Here is a 19,805-nt window from a genome sequence, read left to right as displayed (position 1 = left end):
CCATGGTTCATGCAAGGGCGTGATAAAAAGGTTCAAAATATAGATACATCAGTGAAGAACCGGCTTCAAGCTTCCCATACTTCCCCTCTTACTTCATAGTCTAATGGAATGATTCTAATTTCAGGTGTCATATATGTGAACATTTCTTGATCATATGGGGCAAAATATTGGAAACTTGACTGAAACACAGGCCTGAATCAAGCGTTTGCCGTATCAGGTTCCATCTCAAAAAAACTGGCTGACCGCCCGGTCCTTAATGGCACTTTCTTAAAGTGCAAAAAAGCCACCCTTTTATCGCAAAAGAGGGCGGCTTTTTGTCCAGGCATATCATTCAAGCATCTGACTTGGCTTTAACCATTTGGTCACTTCCACACAGGTTCCTTCCTCCACCGGGATACTCGTTAGTTCATCCATCAGCATTTCTACTTGTTGCAATCCGGAGGTTTCACCAATGTTTTGGGATTGCCCTCTCGTCATCAGTTCTTCAAAGTTGGGAATCCCCGGCCCGGAATCCTGTACTTGAATGCGCAGTCCTTTTCGTTCCTCTTCTTCGACTGTATATATTGTGATATACCCTTTTTCCGCATGGTGGATCACGTTGCGGGCCAGTTCCGAGATCGATTGAACAATCCGGGCTTGATCCAGTTCGTTAAAACCGACCTCTTTTGCGATTTCGCGAACTTCGCTGCGGATGTTAACAATATCCCATTCAAACCGAAGTTGGAATGTTTTACGCATCGCCTTCCCCTCCGTCCATCAACGAGCATCCACTTTTATCTTTTGAAAATCCAGTTCCGACGGTACAGCCAGGTTTTGTACATTAAACAATTCGGCATACATGCCTGCTTGAGCCATAAGCTCATCATGGGTTCCCTGCTCCTTCACTTTTCCATGATCAATCACATAAATTTGATCTGCATGGGTGATGGTGGATAGTCGATGGGCCACAATTATCGTTGTTCGATTTTTTGCCAGCTGTTCCAATGATTCCTGTACCAGATGCTCTGATTGCAAATCCAGGGCAGAAGTGGCCTCATCAAGAACGAGGATGGCCGGATCTTTGAGAAATACCCGTGCCAGTCCGATTCGTTGCTTTTGACCACCTGACAGCTTTACGCCCCGCTCTCCAATTTCCGTCTGATAACCATTGGGAAGTTCCATGATAAACTGATGTGCATTAGCCGCAATAGCCGCCTGAACCACTTCTTCCGGAGAAGCATCAATCTTCCCCATGCGAATATTTTCTTCCACCGTCCCGCTAAAAAGGATATTTTCTTGCAATACGATTCCAATCTGCTTTCTCAAGCTGTGAAGAGTAAGATCACGGATATCATGTCCGTCAATCCGCACCCGTCCATCTGCAACGTCATAAAAGCGGGGAATTAACGAAATGATCGAGGATTTCCCTCCACCGCTCGGACCGACAAGCGCGATGGTCTGGCCGGGTGCAATGCTTAAATGAATATCATTTAAGATCCAGTCTTGATTTTCATTATAGCGAAAACGCACATGCTCAAATTCGATCTGCCCTTGAACCCGTTCAACAGATCTGGCGTGTGGAAGATCGGTAATATCATAAGCTTCGTCCATAAATTCAAACACACGATCCATGGATGCATGGGCCTGGGTTAAAGTGGTGGACGAGTTGACTAAACGCCGGACCGGGTTGTAAATAAGGCCCATATATCCATAGAATGCCGTCATCTCGCCGACAGTCAAACTTCCCCTGATCACCATGTAAGCAGACACTGTAATTACGAGAATGGGGGCCAGATCAGTAATCGTATTGATCGCCGAAAACGTTTTTGCCACCCATTTTGAATGGGTGAGCGCTTTATTTAAGAAGTTTTCATTGCGGCGCGTAAAATGCTCCTGTTCACTCTTTTCCAGATGAAAAGCACGAATAACAGTAATGCCTTGCACGCGTTCATGCAGATGGCCCTGCAACTCGGCTAGCGCCTGTGACCGCTCTTTGGTAAATTTTCGCATATTTTGAAAGAAATATTTCACCGAAACCGCATAGAGCGGGAAAATCGCCAGCGACACAAGAGTCATCCACGGATCGAGCCAGAGCATCAGGCCAATCGCGATCAACAGGGTGGATAAGTCAAGCCAGATGTTCATCATTCCTGTGATCACAAATTCCTTCGTCTGCTCCACATCATTGATGACCCGGGAGATGATCTGGCCCGCTTTTTGATTATGGTAATAGCGAAGAGATAATTTTTGAATATGGTCAAACAACCGGTTTCTAATATCAAACAGCACCCTGCTTGCAGCCCACTGGGCAAAATACTGCCTGTAATATTCAACGGGAATTCTGATTACTGTAAAAATAAAGAAAGCCCCGGCGATTGCCCAGGCTAATCTCTCTAATTTCTCCTGCGCAGACAAGGAAGACAGCAGCAAATCATCCACAACGTATTTCAACAATAGAGGCAGCAGGAGAGGGATTCCAAATTTGATTACTCCCACAACCATCGTTAAGAAGATCTCTTTCCAGTATGGCTTTACAAACCGGAGATACCTACGCACACTCTCCATTTATCTTCAGCCCCTGCTAATTGGTTTCACAAACCATTACCATTATAGCAGAACTGGGAAAAAAGGTTGTTTACAGCTTGCAAAACCATTTGCATCTCTAATTTTTGTAACGAGAATCACAAGAAAAAAGGTTCACTTTATTTTTCACGGAATGATGAATAAACCGTTTCCGCAATTTGTTTTCTGATTTCTGACACATTTGGGCCCGTTCGTCCCGGATGCACACGGTTGGTCAGCAAAATAATCATCACATCCCGTTTCGGGTCGATCATGATGGAAGTTCCTGTAAATCCGGTATGCCCGTAGGCCCCATCCCCAGAGAATGATCCCATATACCATTCCTGATTAAGTTCCCATCCCAGGCCGCGAAACGCACCCGGTAGCGAGCCTGTTTGCAGACGGGTCATCTCTTCCACTGTGGATGGTTTCAGGATGCGATTGCCATTTAAGTGCCCTTGATTGATAATAGCGAGTCCAAATTTGGCCAAATCTTCTGCCGTGGAAAACAGCCCGGCGTGACCCGCCACACCATCCAGGGCCCAGGCATTCTCATCATGAACCTCCCCCCATACCAGTCCGCGCTGAAGACCCGGTTGATATTCAGTAGCGGCAATCCGCTTTTTCAAAAATGGAGGAGGCTGATATCCGGTTGACATATCAAGGGGTTGAAATATGTATGTTTTCATATAACGCTGAAGCGGCATGCCGCTCACTTTCTCTACCAGCTGCCCTAAAGCGATATAACTGATGTCACTGTATATCATTTTACTTCCCGGCTTCGCTACCAGTTTACATGAAAGGGCTGCTTTTATTCTGTCTCCCCGTCCTCCCTGAACTTCATAAAGAGGAAGCGTGGCCGGAAGACCCCCGGTATGGGTAAGCAATTGCCTGATTGTGATCTTCTCTTTCCCGTTGGCTGCAAAAGCAGGCAAATGACGGGAAACAGGCTCATCCAGAGAAATTTTCTTTTTTTCTGCTAACTGCATCACCGCCGTAGCGGTAAAAATTTTACTGATAGAGGCAATATCGTAAATCGTACGGGTTGAAGCACGAATCAGCTTGTCCGCCGGCGTTTTTTGATGATCCTTATAACGGACAGCAAATCCAAATGCTTTTTCATAAACAATCGCTTCTTTGCGGCTGACCAGTACAGTTCCCCCGGAAAAAACCCCATCCCTGATCGCATCTTCCATAATTTTGTCAATATACTTCAATTGATTCCCTTCCATTTTTAAACCTTTCGGGTCTTCATGCCTGAGGGAGGGTGAACCCGATTTCCCCTTTGACAAAACCAGAATACTGATCATCCCGCTTAACAGAAGAAAGATCCCTAAGGCAAGCGAAAACCAACGAACAGGTAACCGCATTTTTTCACCTCGATAAAACATTTGCCATGGTGGTATTTTTATATCAAAGTCTGTCGCGGAACTTCCCGGCAGCAGCTTCTGAACCAAAATCCTACGGCCTTTTCCTATTGTACTGGTAAAACTTCCTTTGCACAAATAAACAGCCCCGGACCTCAACGATGAGGTTCCGGGGCTTTCTCTCTCTTAATGGCGGGCTTTTTCAAGTGCCGGTAAGAGTTTGGGATTTAAAATTTTGATGTAGGTCCCTTTCATCCCCAGGGAGCGGGATTCAACAACTCCCGCACTTTCCAGTTTCCGAAGAGCGTTAACAATCACAGAGCGGGTAATTCCCACACGGTCTGCGATTTTGCTGGCCACGAGCAAGCCTTCCAGACCGTCCAGTTCATTGAAAATATGTTCGGCAGCTTCTAATTCACTGAAAGAGAGTGAATTAATTGCCAGTTGCACCACTGCACGGCTGCGGGCTTCTTCTTCCACCTGTCCGGCACGTTCGCGCAAAATCTCCATACCAACAACCGTTGCCCCGTATTCAGCAAGGATGAGATCATCCTCCTGGAACTCATCGTTCAGACGGGAAAGTACCAGAGTACCAAGGTGATCCCCGCCGCCGATGACAGGAACCAGAGTGGTGTAACCGGTGCGGAATATTTCTTTCATTTCGGTTGGATAAGCCGTGTACGGACTTTCCACACCGACGTTTGGCATGGTTTGATCCACATCCATCAAAAGTTTCGCATATTCCGCCGGAAATTCGCGGTTACGCAGATACTGTTGCATACGTTCACTTTCAAATTCATGGTTGATAGCCATCCCCAACAGTTTACCATCCGGGCCGACAACATATATGTTGGCGGAGATGACATCACAGAGAGCTTGTGCCACTTCGTCAAAATCAACCAGGTGATGTCCGACATTTTTTTGCAATATCTTGGAAATACGACGTGTTTTGTTTAGCAAATCCATAGCAAAATCCTCCTAAAACAATGAATTGTATGTTTAATGGGCCCGTCCAAAAGTACGACCGGCAGATGGGATTGGACGGATCTTTTTAGGATTGACACGGGGGAAGGAACTACTTAAGTACTTTTCCTATTATGCGATATTTAAGCAAGGACGCAATTTCAATTTTGTGAACAGTTTTTGACTTTTATACCTTTTTTAAATTGTTCCCTCGTGTCGCCCGGCTAAAGCGATGCAGCCAGTGAAGGGCGCCACAAAATGAGCTCTACTTTTCCATCAATCAGATTGAATGGAACCAGACCAACACTTTGATAGCGACTGTCTCTGCTTGCGGATCGATGGCGATTATCGCCCATGACAAACACAGTTCCGGGCTGAACTGAAACCGGTCCGTAATCCCCGTCTTCAATAGGGGAATTGATGTACCTCTCATCAACTTTTAATCCGTTGCGATACAAAGCGCCATTTTTGATTTCAATCCTGTCACCCGGAATCCCGACTACTCGTTTGACCAGATAGCGATCTTTTTCAGTCGGGTCCTTAAAGGTAATGACTTCTCCCACAGACGGCTGTTTCATGAAAAACTTGAATTTGTTGATCAGCAAGCGGTCGCCGTTGTGAAGAGTCGGCTGCATGGAAGTCCCGTTTACCTCAGACAGGGCAAACCCGTATTGATTGAAGGCAATCGCAAACAGAGTCGCAAAGATGAGCATCAGACCCCATCTTTTAAATCGAACTTGCATAACTTTCACCTTTATCTTCACTCCATTATCCACTCTCATTTGTAAGAGAAAGATATTGATGATACCAGGTTTCTGCAAAACCGGGGGAAAACGGTTCCTCTCGACTGTGAATCAGAGTGACTAACTCCTGTTGAGCCTGTTTAACTTTTGTGATGACACTCACCGGATATCGATTTCGCACGCTGTTTTCAGCAAACTCCTCCTGGTCGACCCAACGATAATCCAGGCTGGGCTTCACGATGAGGTCAAGGTCATAATCGATATATGTAAGTGTCTTTTTGTCAGAATCGTATTGATAAGGTGAAGCAATGTTGCAATAGTAGCTTTGCAGCCGAAAATGTTCATCATAGAGAAGAACCGTATGAAACCAACGTTGGCCGGAGAAATGGGCAATGGCTAAACCTGGTGAAATCCATTTTTTTCCATCTCCTTCTGTCACCTGCGCATTGTAATTGGCGAGAATCAAAGGATCACTATTCTTTAGAATGATTGATTCTTTCCAGATCTTGTGTACCTTATTCCCGTGCTTCCAGCTTTCAATGCGAATGGTATCTCCTTTCCGGAAAGGCAAATTTGATCACCTCATCAACTCTATTTTCATTTATTTCCAAAATGTAGAGAATATAAAACACCTAAAACTCAGAATTTATTTTTTCATATAAATTACAAACAGGAAACCTGCTTTTTCTGCTATGACATGCACTTTCACAGAAAAAAACCAGACCCTGGGGTCCGATTCAGATTTTGACTCGTTATTTATCTGCTCGAAGCAAAATCCCGTCCCATCTCCCTGGAGCGTTCCTTAGCCCTTAGCACAGCCTGAATCACCGCTTCATCAAAGCGATACCGGCTTAACACTTCCAGTCCGGCCATGGTGGTTCCGCCGGGGGAAGTAACTTCACGGCGTAACTGTGACGCTTCCTTACCTGTTTTTACAAGCATCTGAGCCGCTCCGAGAAGTGTTTGTACAGTCAGGTCCCTGGCCGCTGCTGCTGAGAGTCCGGCATGGACTCCCGCCGATTCCAACGCTTCAACCATATAGTAAAAATAAGCAGGCCCACTTCCCGACAAGCCGGTGACGGCATCCATCATCTCCTCCTGTACTACAAAAACAGAACCAATCGCCGAAAAGATGTGACAGGCAATTTCCATATCTTCAGGCCGCACCCACTTCCCGCTGCAAACCGCCGTTGCCGATAAACCAACGGCACAGGACGTGTTGGGCATCACTCGAATGACCGCCAGCTTTTCCTTGAGGCCGCTCTCCAGAAAGGAGGTAGAGATCCCTGCAATGACCGAGATAATCAATTGTCCCTGTCGAAAGCGGTTCCCCCAACATTTTAGTACCTCGGCGACATCTTTGGGTTTAACCGCCAGAATGACGATATCTGCTTCCAAAATCCGCTCCGGTTTATTATTCTCTTCATTAAGTCCGTAAAGTTGGGTTAACTCTTGCAATCTCTTTTGGTTACAACGGTTGATCAAGGCAATGTTTTGTGGCAATATTTCTCCCTTTTCTGTCAATCCTGCCAAAATCGAAGCCGCCATTGAACCGGCGCCGATCAGTCCGATTTTTTTCTCTTTCAACATAGCCATTGCCTCCTTAAATTTTATAAAAAATAAGAGCCCTCTTTTGTCCAAAGGACGAAAGAAAGCTCTTCCGCGGTACCACCTTTATTAGCGCAAAAAAGGCGCTCTGCTTGGTGCGACATATCAAGTCGCTGCGGATAACGGGATGCACCCGGTCTGATTTATCATCAGCCGCATCGGAGGATGGGTTCAAACAACCATCATGGCAAAACCTCTCAACCGGTGGATTTTGCTCTCTGTACAGATCGGGATGTTTTACTGGTCCTCGTCATCGCGTTTTAGCCGAAAATATTTCTAATCATTATATTTGGCAATATTTCTGTTGTCAAGGGATGAATGGGATTGAGGCAAGATTGCCAATTTTTCTTCACCCAATTACTGCCAAAAAAACCATAAAAAATTTAATCGTTCAAAGAATTTTACTTTGAAAGCGCATACAAAATGTAGTATTCTTATGTTACATCAAATAATGTTTAATTAGCCGGATTTACCTTCTGCTTCTCGACAATGTCAACAGGTATCAACCTGCAATCACACAGATCGCAAAAAAGCGTGAAGAGGATTTGGATCAAAAAAATAATCCGCCGCTGAAGGCAGATTAAAATGATCAGGTTCATCATGTGAAAGAATAGACAAATCACAAAGGTAAAAATGGGGACGAAATTAGTTGATCTCTCGCCGGCAAGAGAACAGCAAGTCTTTTTCCAGACGAGTGGAACAACTATTAGTATAACCAAGATGCTGATAAAATGGCAGAAGTTTTTCCGTCCCCTCGTCAACTGTGATCCAAATCCTCTTCACACCTTTTTGCAGAAACCGCTGTTCAAGAGCATTAACAAGCCGGGTTCCCACTCTTTGCTTCTGGTAATCCGGATGAACAGCCAGGCAATAAAAAAAGCCACTGCTTCCGTCCAGGGTACCTACGATGGCACCCACAACTTTACCATTGGGTGCTTCCGCAACCAGGACCAAATCCCGGTCCAAACCCAATTGTTTAGACAGGACTTGCAGTGTCTCTTTCTCCTGCTCATGAGAGGCTGTCATCTGCCAAATTTGTGAAACGTCATGTACATCGGATAGTTGAAAGGAACGTAGACGTATCATTGTTTTCTCCTCCGCCGGGAAGTTTCACAAAATAAAATAATAGTAGCTTTTATATTTTACTTTAGTTTAGATTTATTTTCAATTAGTAGTTCTATGGCAATTACTTGGTGAAATGTGGTTTCACTTGATCTGCTGCATACCAGAGCCAGGGAATATAAATAAATATGGCAACGCCGAGCAAGACCTGTTCTGCCTCTTGCTCCCAGCGAAACACAATGGCACCGGTCAGCAGAATGGTCCAGATCAGAAACGACCACCAGCTTAAAGAACTGGGAAAGTCCCGGGTACGAAACATAACCGCCGTATAGATGAGACCGCTGATCGCAAAACAGGAGGGGCTGAACACTCCGATTACCTGTTGCAGCAATTTGTCCCACTCATACATATGACTGGCTAGTTCCGGGGAAGGCATGAGAATAAACAATTCGGACAAGGCTGAGATGACAGTCATTTGGATGAAGTGATTCAGGAAGATCGCCGCCCCGCCGATAACACTGATCATCCAGGCCCATTGTAACAACGGGCGATATGTTTTATCCAGCGCGAAAGTTAATACGGTAAAGGTTACGATCACCGAAAGAATTGCCAGTGAAGAAGCAAACCAGGAAATGACGACCAACGTCTGGTTGGCCGAAATGTACGTGGAGCGGACGATCAGAGAACCTTTGGTGGTTTGGGCAAGAACACACAACATAAAAACGGCAGCCAAGATATGAAGAAAGGCAGAGCCTCTGAAGACCCATGAAAACCACCCTTTCCTCACTCCGCTTGTAACATCCATCATAACTCCCTTCTCCTCTCCGCTATCCCCGCTATTGCTTTCCTCACGGCCCAAAAGTCTATGAATATTCGGTCTTTAAATATATTATAACCTATTCTATTTTTCACAAACGCTCTCTTTGTAACCCTTTTTCATCCGCCTCCGGGTATGTTTTCAACACTTTGTATCATACTGAAGGCAGAGGTGAAAAAAATGTACACGGGCCGAGATTTAGAAGAATTAAGTATGATACCGTTATCCAAGTGGGAGATAGACGAACTATCCTACTACCATTTTGTAATGGCACAAATGTCACCCTTAATGAACCAGCAGGGAATTAGCCTGCACCATAAGCTGATCAAAGAAATTGAAAGAAGAGGCGGGCTTGCCGCTCTGGACGAGGAGCACTCCCTTTCCTGACATAGCACTTCTCGTAATCAATAAAAAATCGTCCAGACGAGCTGGACGATTTTTTTGTTTAGTTATTTGTATCCGTTTTTGGTAGTTTTTCTGTTGGTTTATCGGGATCTACCTTAATGGTTGTAAAGGTTTCGGGGGCGTCTTGAACCTTTTTCTTGTGTACTTTTGCTCCGGGAACGGTGTAAGTATAAACCGTAATGGAATTGCTGCCTACTTTGATTTTAATCATAACCGGTTTATTCAAATTGTTTCTGAATTTAAAATCGGGTCCGCCCCAGGATACAGTTGCGTCACGCCCCGGCGGAACATAAGTTACTTCCGCGCTGTGATGATAACGGGCTACAATCCTCAGACCCGCCTCGTCCACACTGTTGAAGAGAGTGGACGATACCTGGCAGATTCCTCCGCCGATCCCTTCGCTGAATTCACCTTTAACAATGACACCCGCCTTTTTATATCCTCTGGCCGCAGTACGTTCACCAACCGTTTTATTAAATGAGAATTTTTCACCCGGCATGAGCACCAATCCGTTAATCTCCTTGGACGCTAAACGAATATTGGTGGTACGATTCACATTGGAACCGTCAAATCGGGTCCGGTAGTCTCCAATTAATTTTTTGTCCACATTCCGCAAATCTTCAGTGGTTACAAGCGGTTCAATAGGAATCATCGGAATTTCCCGGGGTTTATTGATAAGTGGCTTTATATCAGTCAGCCAGGATTCAACTGTTTCCACATCCATTTTACGCCCCTGTTTTTCCGGTGTAATCTTGTAACCCACCTTTTTCATCCTGGCATTTTGGGCCGGTTGATACACCTCTTTATTCACTTTTTCCAACCAGGCGCGCAATTTTTGTTCATCAATCGTGGAGGTATCTTTTCCGTTATAGCCAATTGTTCTTAAATCAAGATCAAACTTTTTGTCTTCCAGGTAAAGTTGAAACATGGCCGGTTTTGGCTTCTGCTGTGCCGCTGCCACCTTAGCGTTTGCTTTTGCATTGAAGGCATCAAACGCATATGCGGCTGCACCGAGGGAACCCGCCATAATCATGGAAGCGACAATGGCACTTACGACGATTTTTTTTCGTTTGAGTGCCAGAGCATCCGGATCAGGCTTTCCCTTTACTTTCGGAGTCCCGGGCGAGTTCTCCGCTTTTTTCAGCTCAATGCTTTGAACGGGTTGGGAAGAACCTTCGTCAACCGGAGTAAGGAGTTCTTTGGCGGCCGGTGCTTTAGGTACAGATTCCTCTTGGGTCTCCTTGTTCGCTTCCGTCTGCTCCTTTGAAACCACGTCAGGTTTCTGTTCTCCATCGGTATACCATTGATCCAGAGCCTTGAACTCCGTGGTATTAAAGACACGGTCATCAGCCTTGAATTTCATGTTGTTAACAATTTGTTCATCTGCCGGGGATGAGGCGGATTCACTATTTTCTACATCGGCAGCCATATCTTTTTCTTTATTTTCCGCTGCCTGCTCCTCTTTTTGGGAATATTTGCTCTCTACTACAGACTCTTTTTCTTCACTTAATTTCCTTTCTTCTCTTAACTCCCTGGATTGCTCATGTTCTTCAGGTGATTGGCCCCCTGCAGGTAATTTTTTTTCTTCCAACCGTCTCTCTCCTCTTGGTTAAAAATCGTAAAAATGAAAGGTTTGTCCATTCCGCCCGTTTGCAGGATTCCATCCGCGGCCAAATCCTGTCCGGACAGAATTGTACACAGGAAATAACTTATACCAGCGAAGAAAAAACTTCTGACGCAGATGTAAAACAATCATGAAAATGAAACATTCTTCATCTATTATAAAAGATTTTTTAATGCTTTCCGATAGACATTGGCAAAAGCTTTTGTATGAAGATCATCCAGCTCTGACCATTCCCATCCTTCCGGGAGAGGGAATGTTGAGTCCGTCACTTCCGCCTGTACCAGTACGATCTTCCAGTGCAGATGGCTAAAGATGTGTTCAAGTTGGCTTTTAACTATATAATTCGTTGCAGGGATTGTTTTTTTGTCACAGAATTTTTCCATTGTTCGCAGAGGGGATTCTCCCGCTTGTTGCTCTACCGTCGGGAGGGCCCACATGCCGGCCAGCAAACCGGTATCAGGGCGCTTTTCGATTAATACTTTGTCACCCTGGAGAAACCAGGCGAAGAGAACATTTACTTGCACAGGGGGTTTTGCCTTTTTCTTGCGAGGCAGTTCATCTTGTAAACCCTCATGAAATGCATGACAAACGGTCTGAACAGGGCAAAATAAACAATGGGGAGATTGCGGAGTGCATATCATCGCCCCCAGCTCCATCAGTGCCTGATTAAAATCACCGGGAGCATGTGCGGGTATAAGATGCTCGGCGATCAACTCCATTTTTTTTCGTGTGGATTGCCGGGCAATATCATCCGGGATCGCAAAGAGCCGCGAAAATACGCGCATCACATTTCCATCTACTGCGGGTGCCTTTTTATCATAGGCGATACTGAGGATAGCCCCGGCTGTATAGAGACCTATTCCTTTTAATTTTGAGATGGTCTTAAGTTCATCGGGAACTTTGCCGCCATAATTTGCTGCTACTTCCTTCACCGCAGAATGTAAATTGCGGGCACGAGAATAATAGCCAAGGCCCTCCCACGCTTTAATCACCTGGTCATCAGTTGCATTGGCTAAATCATTCAGGGTGGGGAATTGATTAAGAAACCTCTCATAATAAGGAATAACGGTATCAACACGCGTTTGTTGCAGCATAATTTCTGAAACCCAGATCCGGTAAGGGTCCTTATCTTTTCTCCAGGGTAAATCTCGGCGATGCTCCCGGTACCAGTCAAGCAGCTCCCGCTGGATCACTTCCACGGTTTCCTCGGACGGCAAGGGGGTAGTCGTTATTGCGGTTAATCTACTTGCCAATTGAAAAGCCTCCTGTACTGCTCAGATGATAACAGGGATGAGCCGCGTGAGAGTTGAACCAGCTTCATCTGTTTCCCTTGTGCGGTAGATTCAAATACTAACATTTTTTTTTCATCATTCGTAAGATAAAAACCGAGCAACTGATGAGGGGTCCGGTATACTTCACGTTCCTCCCATCGTTCATTCAGGAACAGAAGTTGATGGTTTTGAGCCAGCCAAACTCCTTCAGAACCTGTCCTTACATACGGAAGTCCGTATTGTTCCTGGGTATATACATCATACACCTTATTCTCCTGGGATTGTAAGTTAACAATTTTTAAAATTCCATTGACGGTATAAGCCAGAACCTTTCCATCCCGGCTCAATTGCAGTTGTTTGAAATGTGCCGGAATGTCATTTTGTTCTTGTTCAGCATAATGAAAGAGATGAGTATCTATCACATGGACCTTCTCAAGCATGCTTTTCTCCTGATGAATCTTGCCAGTCGCGAAGGCAATGTAAAGTCCGTCCGGGTCCCAGACTGGATTATCCAAAATATGTTCCCCTTCTTCGGTCGTGTATAATGTTTCTGCTTTTCCCGACCGGACATCAACTTGCTGCAGATCTCCTTCTTGATCAACATAGAGTAAAGCAGGCTTTTTTGGGGCCCACGAACCATGGGATCCTTGCAGGTGAAGCACTGTCGTTCCGTCTGACAAACGAATGAGCCGCCGGTCGTCAAATAATAGATATTGATGATCAGGAGACCATTTAATCAATGAGTTCGACAATATTTTTTCGGGTTGCACTTTATCCTGCAACAGTATATCTTTTTCTTGACTGGTTTTGTACAGATGAAGAGCAAGGCCTTTCTGTGAATTTCCGGTAACAAAAACAAAATCTCCGCCCTGTGGCGACACATCCGCTACCCGTTTATTTTTAAGCTCAGTTCCTTTAGCCGCCTGTTTCAGCAGAAGTGAAAATACAGTCTGTTTGACCGCCTGTTCACTATCATTACTGGTAAAAGAACGGATTAACTTGATTTCTCCCGTTTCCAGATGAAACGACCAAAGGGATTGTTTCTTCCACCGGGTAGTGAGGAAGAATATTTGCCGATCGTGAATCAAGACAGGTGTAAACCGGTCGAAACGGATTTCAGGTAAATGAGAGGGAAGCAAAGTGGCGTTTGAGGGGTGATTCGAGTTTGTGATAAAGAGAGTCAATATGATGAACAGCAGGATAAATGCCAGCCAGCTAACTGGTATCACCCAATGGTTTTTCCTGTCCCTGACCACGTTCCCAACCACAACCTTCTTTATAACTGGGATTGCTCTGAAATAGGTTTAAATGCCCAAATATGAATCTTAGACCTTCCACCTTTAATGAAGAGATCCAATTGAGACAGAGGTCTGTCCGTTTCGCAAGTGCGCATAGCCCGAATCCGTTCGTATGTTTCCCAATCAGCTACCTGGATGTTTTCCACCACAAGACCGGGTTGTTCCGATCCTGTCAAAAACAAATGTGATATCACACGGCCGGCCGCTTGTGTCTTCTGACGGATCAATGGAATGTTCTCTATAAACTTGTCCCAGTGCTCCTGTTCGACGCGATATTCAACAAAGACTGTATAGATCAACTGGTTCATTCACTCAACTCCTAGCTTTTATCTTATCAGATGGTACCTTCATCGTTAAGCAAAATTCCGCACTTTTGCCAGATCTGTGCAGAATTTTTTCTACCCGTGGGGGAAGGCAGAGTTCTGTCTTCGCTCCCGCTCGGCGTCATGATTATAACTTTCATCGCTCGGACTTTTGGCATCAGGTTATAAATGTTAACAATAGGCATCAGTTTAGGAGGATCGTTATGGATACAGGCACACATTTTGTGATGGGATTGGGACTGTTTGGCTTAGCTCACCTTGACCCAGCTGTAACTGCCCATCAAGAAGCATCACAAGCCTTTTTAATAGCCACTGTTGTCGGCTCGCAAATTCCGGATGCAGACACACTGTACCGCTTTGGAGGAAACGCGGCATATATCCGCAACCATCGCGGTTGGAGCCACTCCCTCCCTATGCTGTTTGCCTGGCCAACTTTAATCACCTGGGTTCTTTCCATGTTTTTCACGAATACCGACTGGAAGCAACTCTGGTTTTGGACTTTTGTTGCCGTCTTCATCCATATCTTTATTGATCTGTTTAATACGTACGGGACACAGGCGCTTCGTCCGCTCTCTTCCCGCTGGGTTTCCTGGAATGTGATCAATATTTTTGACCCTTTTATTTTTGCTTTGCACCTGGTCGGCTTTCTGCTATGGTGGGCACTGCCGCAAAATCCCGGCTATACATTTAGTTTAATCTATCTCTTCCTGATCGCCTATATCGGATGGCGCAGTTGGATCCGCTACAGGCTTGTCTCCCGTCTGAAACAAGAGCTCAATGAACCCGGTCGTTACACCGTAACACCAACCGTCCACTGGAATGTGTGGAATGTGATTGTTGAACAGCCACACAGGGTAAAAATGGGAGAAATTCGCGGCGGTCAACTTTTTTGGACAGGTCAGCTATCTACCAAGGACTTGGATCACCCGGCTGTAATTCACTCCAAAAAGGCTGATTCGATTGACGCCTTTCTTTCCTTTACCTCTTACGGGTATCCACAAGTTTTTTCCCGCCCTTATGGCTATGAGGTCAGATGGTTGGACGTTCGCTATCATTATAAAAAGCATTTTCCCTTTGTAGCCGTCGCATTGCTCGACAGTGAATATACACCTTTTCACTCTTTTGTCGGTTGGATGAGCGAAGATCAGTTAGAAAAAAAAGTGCAACATTTGCTATCATAGAGTTGTTGTGTAGATGGGGCAACATGATCTGGCAAGCCATGCTCCAACAAACATACATGTAAAATAACGGGTAATGGCCGGAGGATCATCCAACATCCTGTACTAATCGGCCGTCGGAGGTGAAACAGTTTGTTTCCTGTGCTTAATAACCAGACTTCAACAGATACAGAGACCCCGATTGGGGAACTGGCGGTAAAGACAAAATCCTTTGTGGGAAAAATCGTTGAGGACCCTGTGTCCCATCTTTTAATCCCGGTTGGCGAAATCCTGCTGATCATTGTCTTAACCATGATCGTGCTGCGCTTGATTGATCGTATTATTGATAAGGTATTTACATTAAGCCGAATGGAAAGCAAAAAAGCCCAGACGTTAAGGAAATTAATTAAATCCATTTCCCATTATGTAATCTATTTCATCTCCGTTCTTACCATCCTGATCAATATGGGCTTTAATCCTATGCCTGTATTGGCCGGTGCGGGGATTTTAGGATTAGCAATTGGTTTTGGCGCCCAAAATCTGGTTAGAGATATTATCACCGGTTTCTTTCTCATCTTTGAAGGCCAACTTGAAGTGGGAGATATTGTGCAAATCAATGGGCAAATTAATGGAACTGTAGAAGAAGTCGGACTTCGCGTGACCAAGATACGTGAATTTAACCAACGTCTTCACTATCTCGCCAACGGAAACATCACCCAGGTAACCAACTATAACCGTGAAAAGATGAGAGCCATCGTCGCTGTAACCGTCCCCTACGAATCAGATCTCGATGTGGTAAGTAAGGCACTGGATGAAGTATGTGAAAGCATCGGCAAAAAATACGCTCCTTATCTTGTAGAAAAACCGGAAGTGATGGGGGTCACCAATATTGACCAGACGGGGGTCCAGTTTACCATCACCGCTCTGAGCGAACCGGATGAATACTGGTCACTGGAAAGAGAGATGCGCAAAGAAGCTGTTCTGACTCTTCACAGGCGCGGAATCGAAATTGCCTATCCGAGAAGTGTCGTTTATCATTCCGAGCAGATTCGGGCCTTGCAATCCAAGGAAACGGTCAGCCAGTAATAAAAGCAGGTTGGAACCTCATTCCGACCTGCTTTTCTATTAAAAAATGATTCTTTGTATCACAGCAAGCGCAACTGTTACACCAACAGCCACTCCGACCCACAAAGCGGTGCTTTTTAGATCGCGGATCAATATCCCTACAGGGTCTACAGCCGCCACACGGGGTTCTTTTTTCTTCTTCTTTGCCAAGTTGCCTCCGCCCCCTTTCACCACTCCAATTGCAACCTGAACAAATAATAACATATTTTGATCTTTCACAACATGAACAGGGAGCCGCTTCATCCAGAGGGAACTCATATTTTCACCTTTATGAGGAGGTTGCGCTTAATGTATCCCAGAGATAAAACGTCGCATAACTGCGAAAAGGAGACCAGGGCTCTCCTAATTCCCTCACTTTATCCTCGATCGGCTGTTCCGCGAGATCATACACCTTGCGAACCGCATTCCTCAGCCCGATATCCGCCGCAGGGAGCAAGTCTGGCCGCCCCAAACCAAACAACATCACACATTCAACTGTCCAGCGGCCCACTCCGCGAATGGGCAATAAGGTTTCTGCTACTTCCTGATCAGATTGGTCGTACATACACTCCAAATCCAGTTTCCCATCGGCGACTTGCCGGGAAATGTCAATAATATATTCCGCTTTCCGGCGGTTAAACTGCAATTGTTGCAAATCCTCATAGGCTAAGCGGGCCACCTGTTCAGGTGAAGGGAAAACGGACAAAATCTCTCCGGCAAACTCAACTTTCTCCCCCGCCAATTGGATAAATCGTTTGAGCAGGGTAGCGGCAAAAGAAATATTCAACTGCTGGCCAATAATCGTTTTTACCAAACATTCGTATACGGAGGGATCCAGTACAATATGCATCCCCTCACGCTGCCGGACCACCTCACCCATCCGGGAATCTTCCCTCATCTGCCGGTAGAAAGGAGTCAGATCAACTTCTGTGGAAAACATGCGGCGCAGCCTTTCGCTCAAATGTTCAACCTCACCGGGATCTGTCTCTCCTTCCACTTTAACGCAAAGAGCCGGTTTTGCCGGGTGGCGCGAAATTGAGATAATCAGCGGTCCCCGCTTTCCCATGAGTGTTCTGGTAAATACACCTTCCCTGTAAATATAACTGCTCTTCTCAAAAAAACGAAGACGGTGTGTGGTCTTTTCAAATGAATACGGGTACTTAAGTTCTAATTCCAGGATCACGGAGCTGATTCACCTCCCTCTATCCCTTTTATTGTATCTGATTACACCAAAAAAAAGAGCCTTTAGCGGGCTCCTCAATCAAAAATTATCAAGCAATTCCACTTTCACGTTTTTCTTTACTCCAAACTGCCTGGCTTCTTGAACATCATTGATATACAGATCGATTCTTTTTCCTTTAATGGCTGAACCGGTGTCCTGAGCAACACGATAGCCGATTCCTTCGATATAAACGCGTGATCCGATCGGAATAACTTCAGGGTCTACTGCAATCGTCAGGCCCTCACTCACTTTCTCCCCACTGGATGTGATACCGTAACCCGGGTCTCCTGGCCTCTTGCCGGTTGATTCCGGGCCCGCCGTGTATGCAGTTAAAGTAAACCCGCCCAGCATCTGGCCCCGTGACATCGCACGAACCGCTGAAGCAGCCGGGACGGGCACTGATGTCCTGTGATATTGTTTCTGCCGGGAATAAACTTCAATCGGTACACGCAGTAGCTGTCCGACATGAATAAAAGAAGGGTTGCGCAGTTGATTCACCCTGACAATCGCTTTCACTGTAGTATCGTATTTACGGGCAATTCCGTAAACAGTATCCCCTTTTTTCACGGTTACTGACAGATATCCGTTTTCTTCTGCCCGTACGGTTGAGTGAAAGGGTTGTCCATATATCGAGACCGTACCAAACATTATCAGGCCGGCAGCCGCCATAAGAAACCAACGGTGTGTCGGCATCAGTTACCACCCCATGTTTCATAGATTGATAGAGTTGGTAACAGCATGGTCAGAAAAGAAGCCTTTTATACAGCAAAGGAGCCCGGATTACTCATCCAGGCCCACACCAACCGCTCTTTTGCGGACGTTGATACCAAGTTTTTTAATCAGTGTCCGTTCTGTACCTAAGCCCGTTTTTTATAGGTTAACAACCACTGTGAAATCGTATTGCGCACATAGTTCTTCATGAAAAAGAAAAGGGATGAGACAGAGGAGTATGGAATATTACCCGGTTCTCCGTTTTCCTGTTCACTCCATTTGGGTCTGCTCAAGCACCGGCGTTCATACTGGGTATGGATCACAATAACACTCAACATAAAGAGAAGGCCTACCTGGGGTGATACGATCGGATAATCATACATACTGTGGCCTAACAGGGCAATCGTCTGTGAAATCAGCATCCCCGCCAACCTCTTCTCCTTTTTGCAATTGGCCGTTTTTCTCCAGCGGCGTGCTCTGCGGACCGTTGTAATAACCAGGGCCAAAAACAGAGCTAAACCAACTACCCCAAATTCTGTGGCAATCCCTAAAAACACATTATGCGCGTGATAAACATACACACCGGCCTTCTTGGAAAAAATCTGCCCAAAATGGAGCGGCAATGTTCCCAATAGCCAGTGTTCCCGAAAAATATCCAGTGATGTGGACCACACTTTAAACCGGACTTCAATCGTATTTGCCAGTGTATCTTTTCTGGGAATCGCTTCGGGAAAAAAGGTAACCAGAATGATAAAAAGCGAGACGAGAGCCACTGTTCGCTTGCGGTGCCCTGTCATCCAAACCTGAACGATTAAGCCCATCACCAATCCGACCCAGGCCCCCCGGGACCCTGTACACCAAATAGCGGTACAATACAGAAGAAAGGCACCAAGAGCGGCAATTCTTTGCCAGACTTGTGTCAGAACGGACAATGAGTATATGCTTAACAGGGCAAAACAAATTAATAATGCCGCAGCCAAGTTTGAGTTTCCCGATGTTCCCACGCTTCGAACAGAACTTTCAGCTTGCCAGCGGAATTCATTATAAAAATGAATGATACTTCCAATCCAGGAGTCGTTGATTACCGGCCAGTCAACCTGCTGGATAATCACAATAGCCGCAACGTAAATGCCGCCCAACCAAAATTGGAGATAAATCTTTTGCACTTCCTGCCATGACCAGCCCACTATGTTCCTGATCCAATAAGTTAAAAGGAAAAAGAGCGAAAAGGTAATGAGCGGGATGACACCGACAGGAATCCAGTAAAACCAGGCCGGGTTAAAAAACCAGCTGACCAGTGTCAAAAAGAAAAAGGCGACGAAAATTCCCTCCGGCCAGCCTTTGAATTTCCATTTACCTCTATAAATTAAGAGAGTCACCACTCCCACCATTACTAACGCAACTGGAGGTAAAAATGGAGAAATTAGGATCGAAAAGTATAGAAATTGAGTGATCCGCATGATCCAAGCTTTGTTTATATCGGGTTTCAAGAAGAAAATCTCCCTTTTTCAAACTAATACAAGTGCCTATTGTATTATAGCCATGCAGTTTTAAAAGAGCAAGTTAACAAATGATCATCCGTGCATTCA

General features: G+C 45.4%; 20 protein-coding genes. 3 read left to right on the top strand and 17 right to left on the bottom strand.

The features are described 5' to 3' along the window. Positions 1–327 precede the first annotated feature (327 nt). The 9 genes from I8U27_RS13390 to I8U27_RS13350 form a co-directional block, all read right to left on the bottom strand. Positions 328–738, bottom strand: coding sequence for an ATP-binding protein (locus I8U27_RS13390; protein WP_181752919.1), 411 nt, complete (start codon positions 736–738; stop codon positions 328–330). Positions 739–756: 18 nt separating this feature from the next. Then, entirely contained in the window at positions 757–2,544 is a 1,788-nt protein-coding gene (locus I8U27_RS13385) for an ABC transporter ATP-binding protein (protein WP_181752921.1), read from the bottom strand. Positions 2,545–2,681: 137 nt separating this feature from the next. Continuing rightward, a complete protein-coding gene (locus I8U27_RS13380) occupies positions 2,682–3,911 on the bottom strand; it encodes a serine hydrolase domain-containing protein (RefSeq protein ID WP_181752923.1) in 1,230 nt (409 codons plus the stop codon). Between the two features lie 183 nt (positions 3,912–4,094). Beyond that, a complete protein-coding gene (gene codY / locus I8U27_RS13375) occupies positions 4,095–4,874 on the bottom strand; it encodes a GTP-sensing pleiotropic transcriptional regulator CodY (RefSeq protein ID WP_181752925.1) in 780 nt (259 codons plus the stop codon). Between the two features lie 221 nt (positions 4,875–5,095). Then, positions 5,096–5,614, bottom strand: a complete 519-nt coding sequence (gene lepB, locus I8U27_RS13370) for a signal peptidase I (RefSeq protein WP_181752927.1) — start codon at positions 5,612–5,614, stop codon at positions 5,096–5,098. 25 nt (positions 5,615–5,639) lie between these two features. Continuing rightward, positions 5,640–6,185: a DUF402 domain-containing protein gene (locus tag I8U27_RS13365; RefSeq protein WP_181752929.1), complete on the bottom strand. Its 546-nt coding sequence runs from the start codon at positions 6,183–6,185 to the stop codon at positions 5,640–5,642. A 185-nt stretch (positions 6,186–6,370) separates the two neighbouring features. Then, on the bottom strand, positions 6,371–7,204 hold the full coding sequence (proC, locus tag I8U27_RS13360) for a pyrroline-5-carboxylate reductase (protein ID WP_181752931.1): 834 nt from the start codon (positions 7,202–7,204) through the stop codon (positions 6,371–6,373). Between the two features lie 663 nt (positions 7,205–7,867). Next, the gene (locus I8U27_RS13355) at positions 7,868–8,308 is read right to left on the bottom strand and encodes a GNAT family N-acetyltransferase (RefSeq protein ID WP_220185989.1); all 441 of its coding nucleotides are present in this window, start codon (positions 8,306–8,308) and stop codon (positions 7,868–7,870) included. Between the two features lie 100 nt (positions 8,309–8,408). Then, complete coding sequence (locus I8U27_RS13350) at positions 8,409–9,092, bottom strand: DUF4386 family protein (RefSeq protein ID WP_181752933.1); 684 nt, start codon at positions 9,090–9,092, stop codon at positions 8,409–8,411. Positions 9,093–9,281: 189 nt separating this feature from the next. Between I8U27_RS13350 and I8U27_RS13345 the strand changes: the two genes are divergently transcribed. After that, positions 9,282–9,488, top strand: a complete 207-nt coding sequence (locus I8U27_RS13345; protein ID WP_181752935.1) for a cytosolic protein — start codon at positions 9,282–9,284, stop codon at positions 9,486–9,488. Positions 9,489–9,546: 58 nt separating this feature from the next. On the opposite strand, the gene I8U27_RS13340 is transcribed toward I8U27_RS13345, so the two are convergent. The 4 genes from I8U27_RS13340 to I8U27_RS13325 all read right to left on the bottom strand — a co-directional run bounded on the left by I8U27_RS13340 (position 9,547) and on the right by I8U27_RS13325 (position 14,007). Continuing rightward, on the bottom strand, positions 9,547–11,097 hold the full coding sequence (locus I8U27_RS13340; RefSeq protein ID WP_181752937.1) for a VanW family protein: 1,551 nt from the start codon (positions 11,095–11,097) through the stop codon (positions 9,547–9,549). Between the two features lie 188 nt (positions 11,098–11,285). After that, positions 11,286–12,383, bottom strand: coding sequence for an A/G-specific adenine glycosylase (gene mutY / locus I8U27_RS13335; protein WP_232345486.1), 1,098 nt, complete (start codon positions 12,381–12,383; stop codon positions 11,286–11,288). Continuing rightward, positions 12,368–13,630, bottom strand: coding sequence for a PD40 domain-containing protein (locus tag I8U27_RS13330; protein WP_181752939.1), 1,263 nt, complete (start codon positions 13,628–13,630; stop codon positions 12,368–12,370). Before I8U27_RS13330 ends, mutY begins: the two co-directional genes overlap by 16 nt. A gap of 47 nt (positions 13,631–13,677) precedes the next feature. Further along, positions 13,678–14,007 (bottom strand): hypothetical protein, encoded by a 330-nt coding sequence (locus I8U27_RS13325; protein ID WP_181752941.1) that lies wholly within the window; start codon positions 14,005–14,007, stop codon positions 13,678–13,680. Positions 14,008–14,225: 218 nt separating this feature from the next. On the opposite strand from I8U27_RS13325, the gene I8U27_RS13320 reads away from it, so the two are divergent. Further along, positions 14,226–15,203 (top strand): metal-dependent hydrolase, encoded by a 978-nt coding sequence (locus I8U27_RS13320; protein WP_181752943.1) that lies wholly within the window; start codon positions 14,226–14,228, stop codon positions 15,201–15,203. 138 nt (positions 15,204–15,341) lie between these two features. After that, complete coding sequence (locus I8U27_RS13315; protein ID WP_309506160.1) at positions 15,342–16,265, top strand: mechanosensitive ion channel family protein; 924 nt, start codon at positions 15,342–15,344, stop codon at positions 16,263–16,265. Positions 16,266–16,304: 39 nt separating this feature from the next. Here I8U27_RS13315 and I8U27_RS13310 read toward each other — a convergent pair whose 3' ends face one another. The 4 genes from I8U27_RS13310 to I8U27_RS13295 all read right to left on the bottom strand — a co-directional run bounded on the left by I8U27_RS13310 (position 16,305) and on the right by I8U27_RS13295 (position 19,595). Next, on the bottom strand, positions 16,305–16,562 hold the full coding sequence (locus I8U27_RS13310) for a hypothetical protein (RefSeq protein WP_181752947.1): 258 nt from the start codon (positions 16,560–16,562) through the stop codon (positions 16,305–16,307). Positions 16,563–16,572: 10 nt separating this feature from the next. Further along, positions 16,573–17,466, bottom strand: a complete 894-nt coding sequence (locus tag I8U27_RS13305) for a DNA-3-methyladenine glycosylase family protein (RefSeq protein ID WP_181752949.1) — start codon at positions 17,464–17,466, stop codon at positions 16,573–16,575. A gap of 78 nt (positions 17,467–17,544) precedes the next feature. Further along, positions 17,545–18,198 (bottom strand): 3D domain-containing protein, encoded by a 654-nt coding sequence (locus I8U27_RS13300; RefSeq protein WP_181752951.1) that lies wholly within the window; start codon positions 18,196–18,198, stop codon positions 17,545–17,547. Between the two features lie 164 nt (positions 18,199–18,362). Further along, positions 18,363–19,595, bottom strand: coding sequence for an O-antigen ligase family protein (locus I8U27_RS13295; protein WP_181752953.1), 1,233 nt, complete (start codon positions 19,593–19,595; stop codon positions 18,363–18,365). Positions 19,596–19,805 lie beyond the last annotated feature (210 nt).

Source organism: Paenactinomyces guangxiensis (genome assembly GCF_016055185.1).
Classification (GTDB): Bacteria; Bacillota; Bacilli; order Thermoactinomycetales; family Thermoactinomycetaceae; genus Paenactinomyces; species Paenactinomyces guangxiensis.
This window is presented reverse-complemented; position numbering and strand designations above follow the sequence as displayed.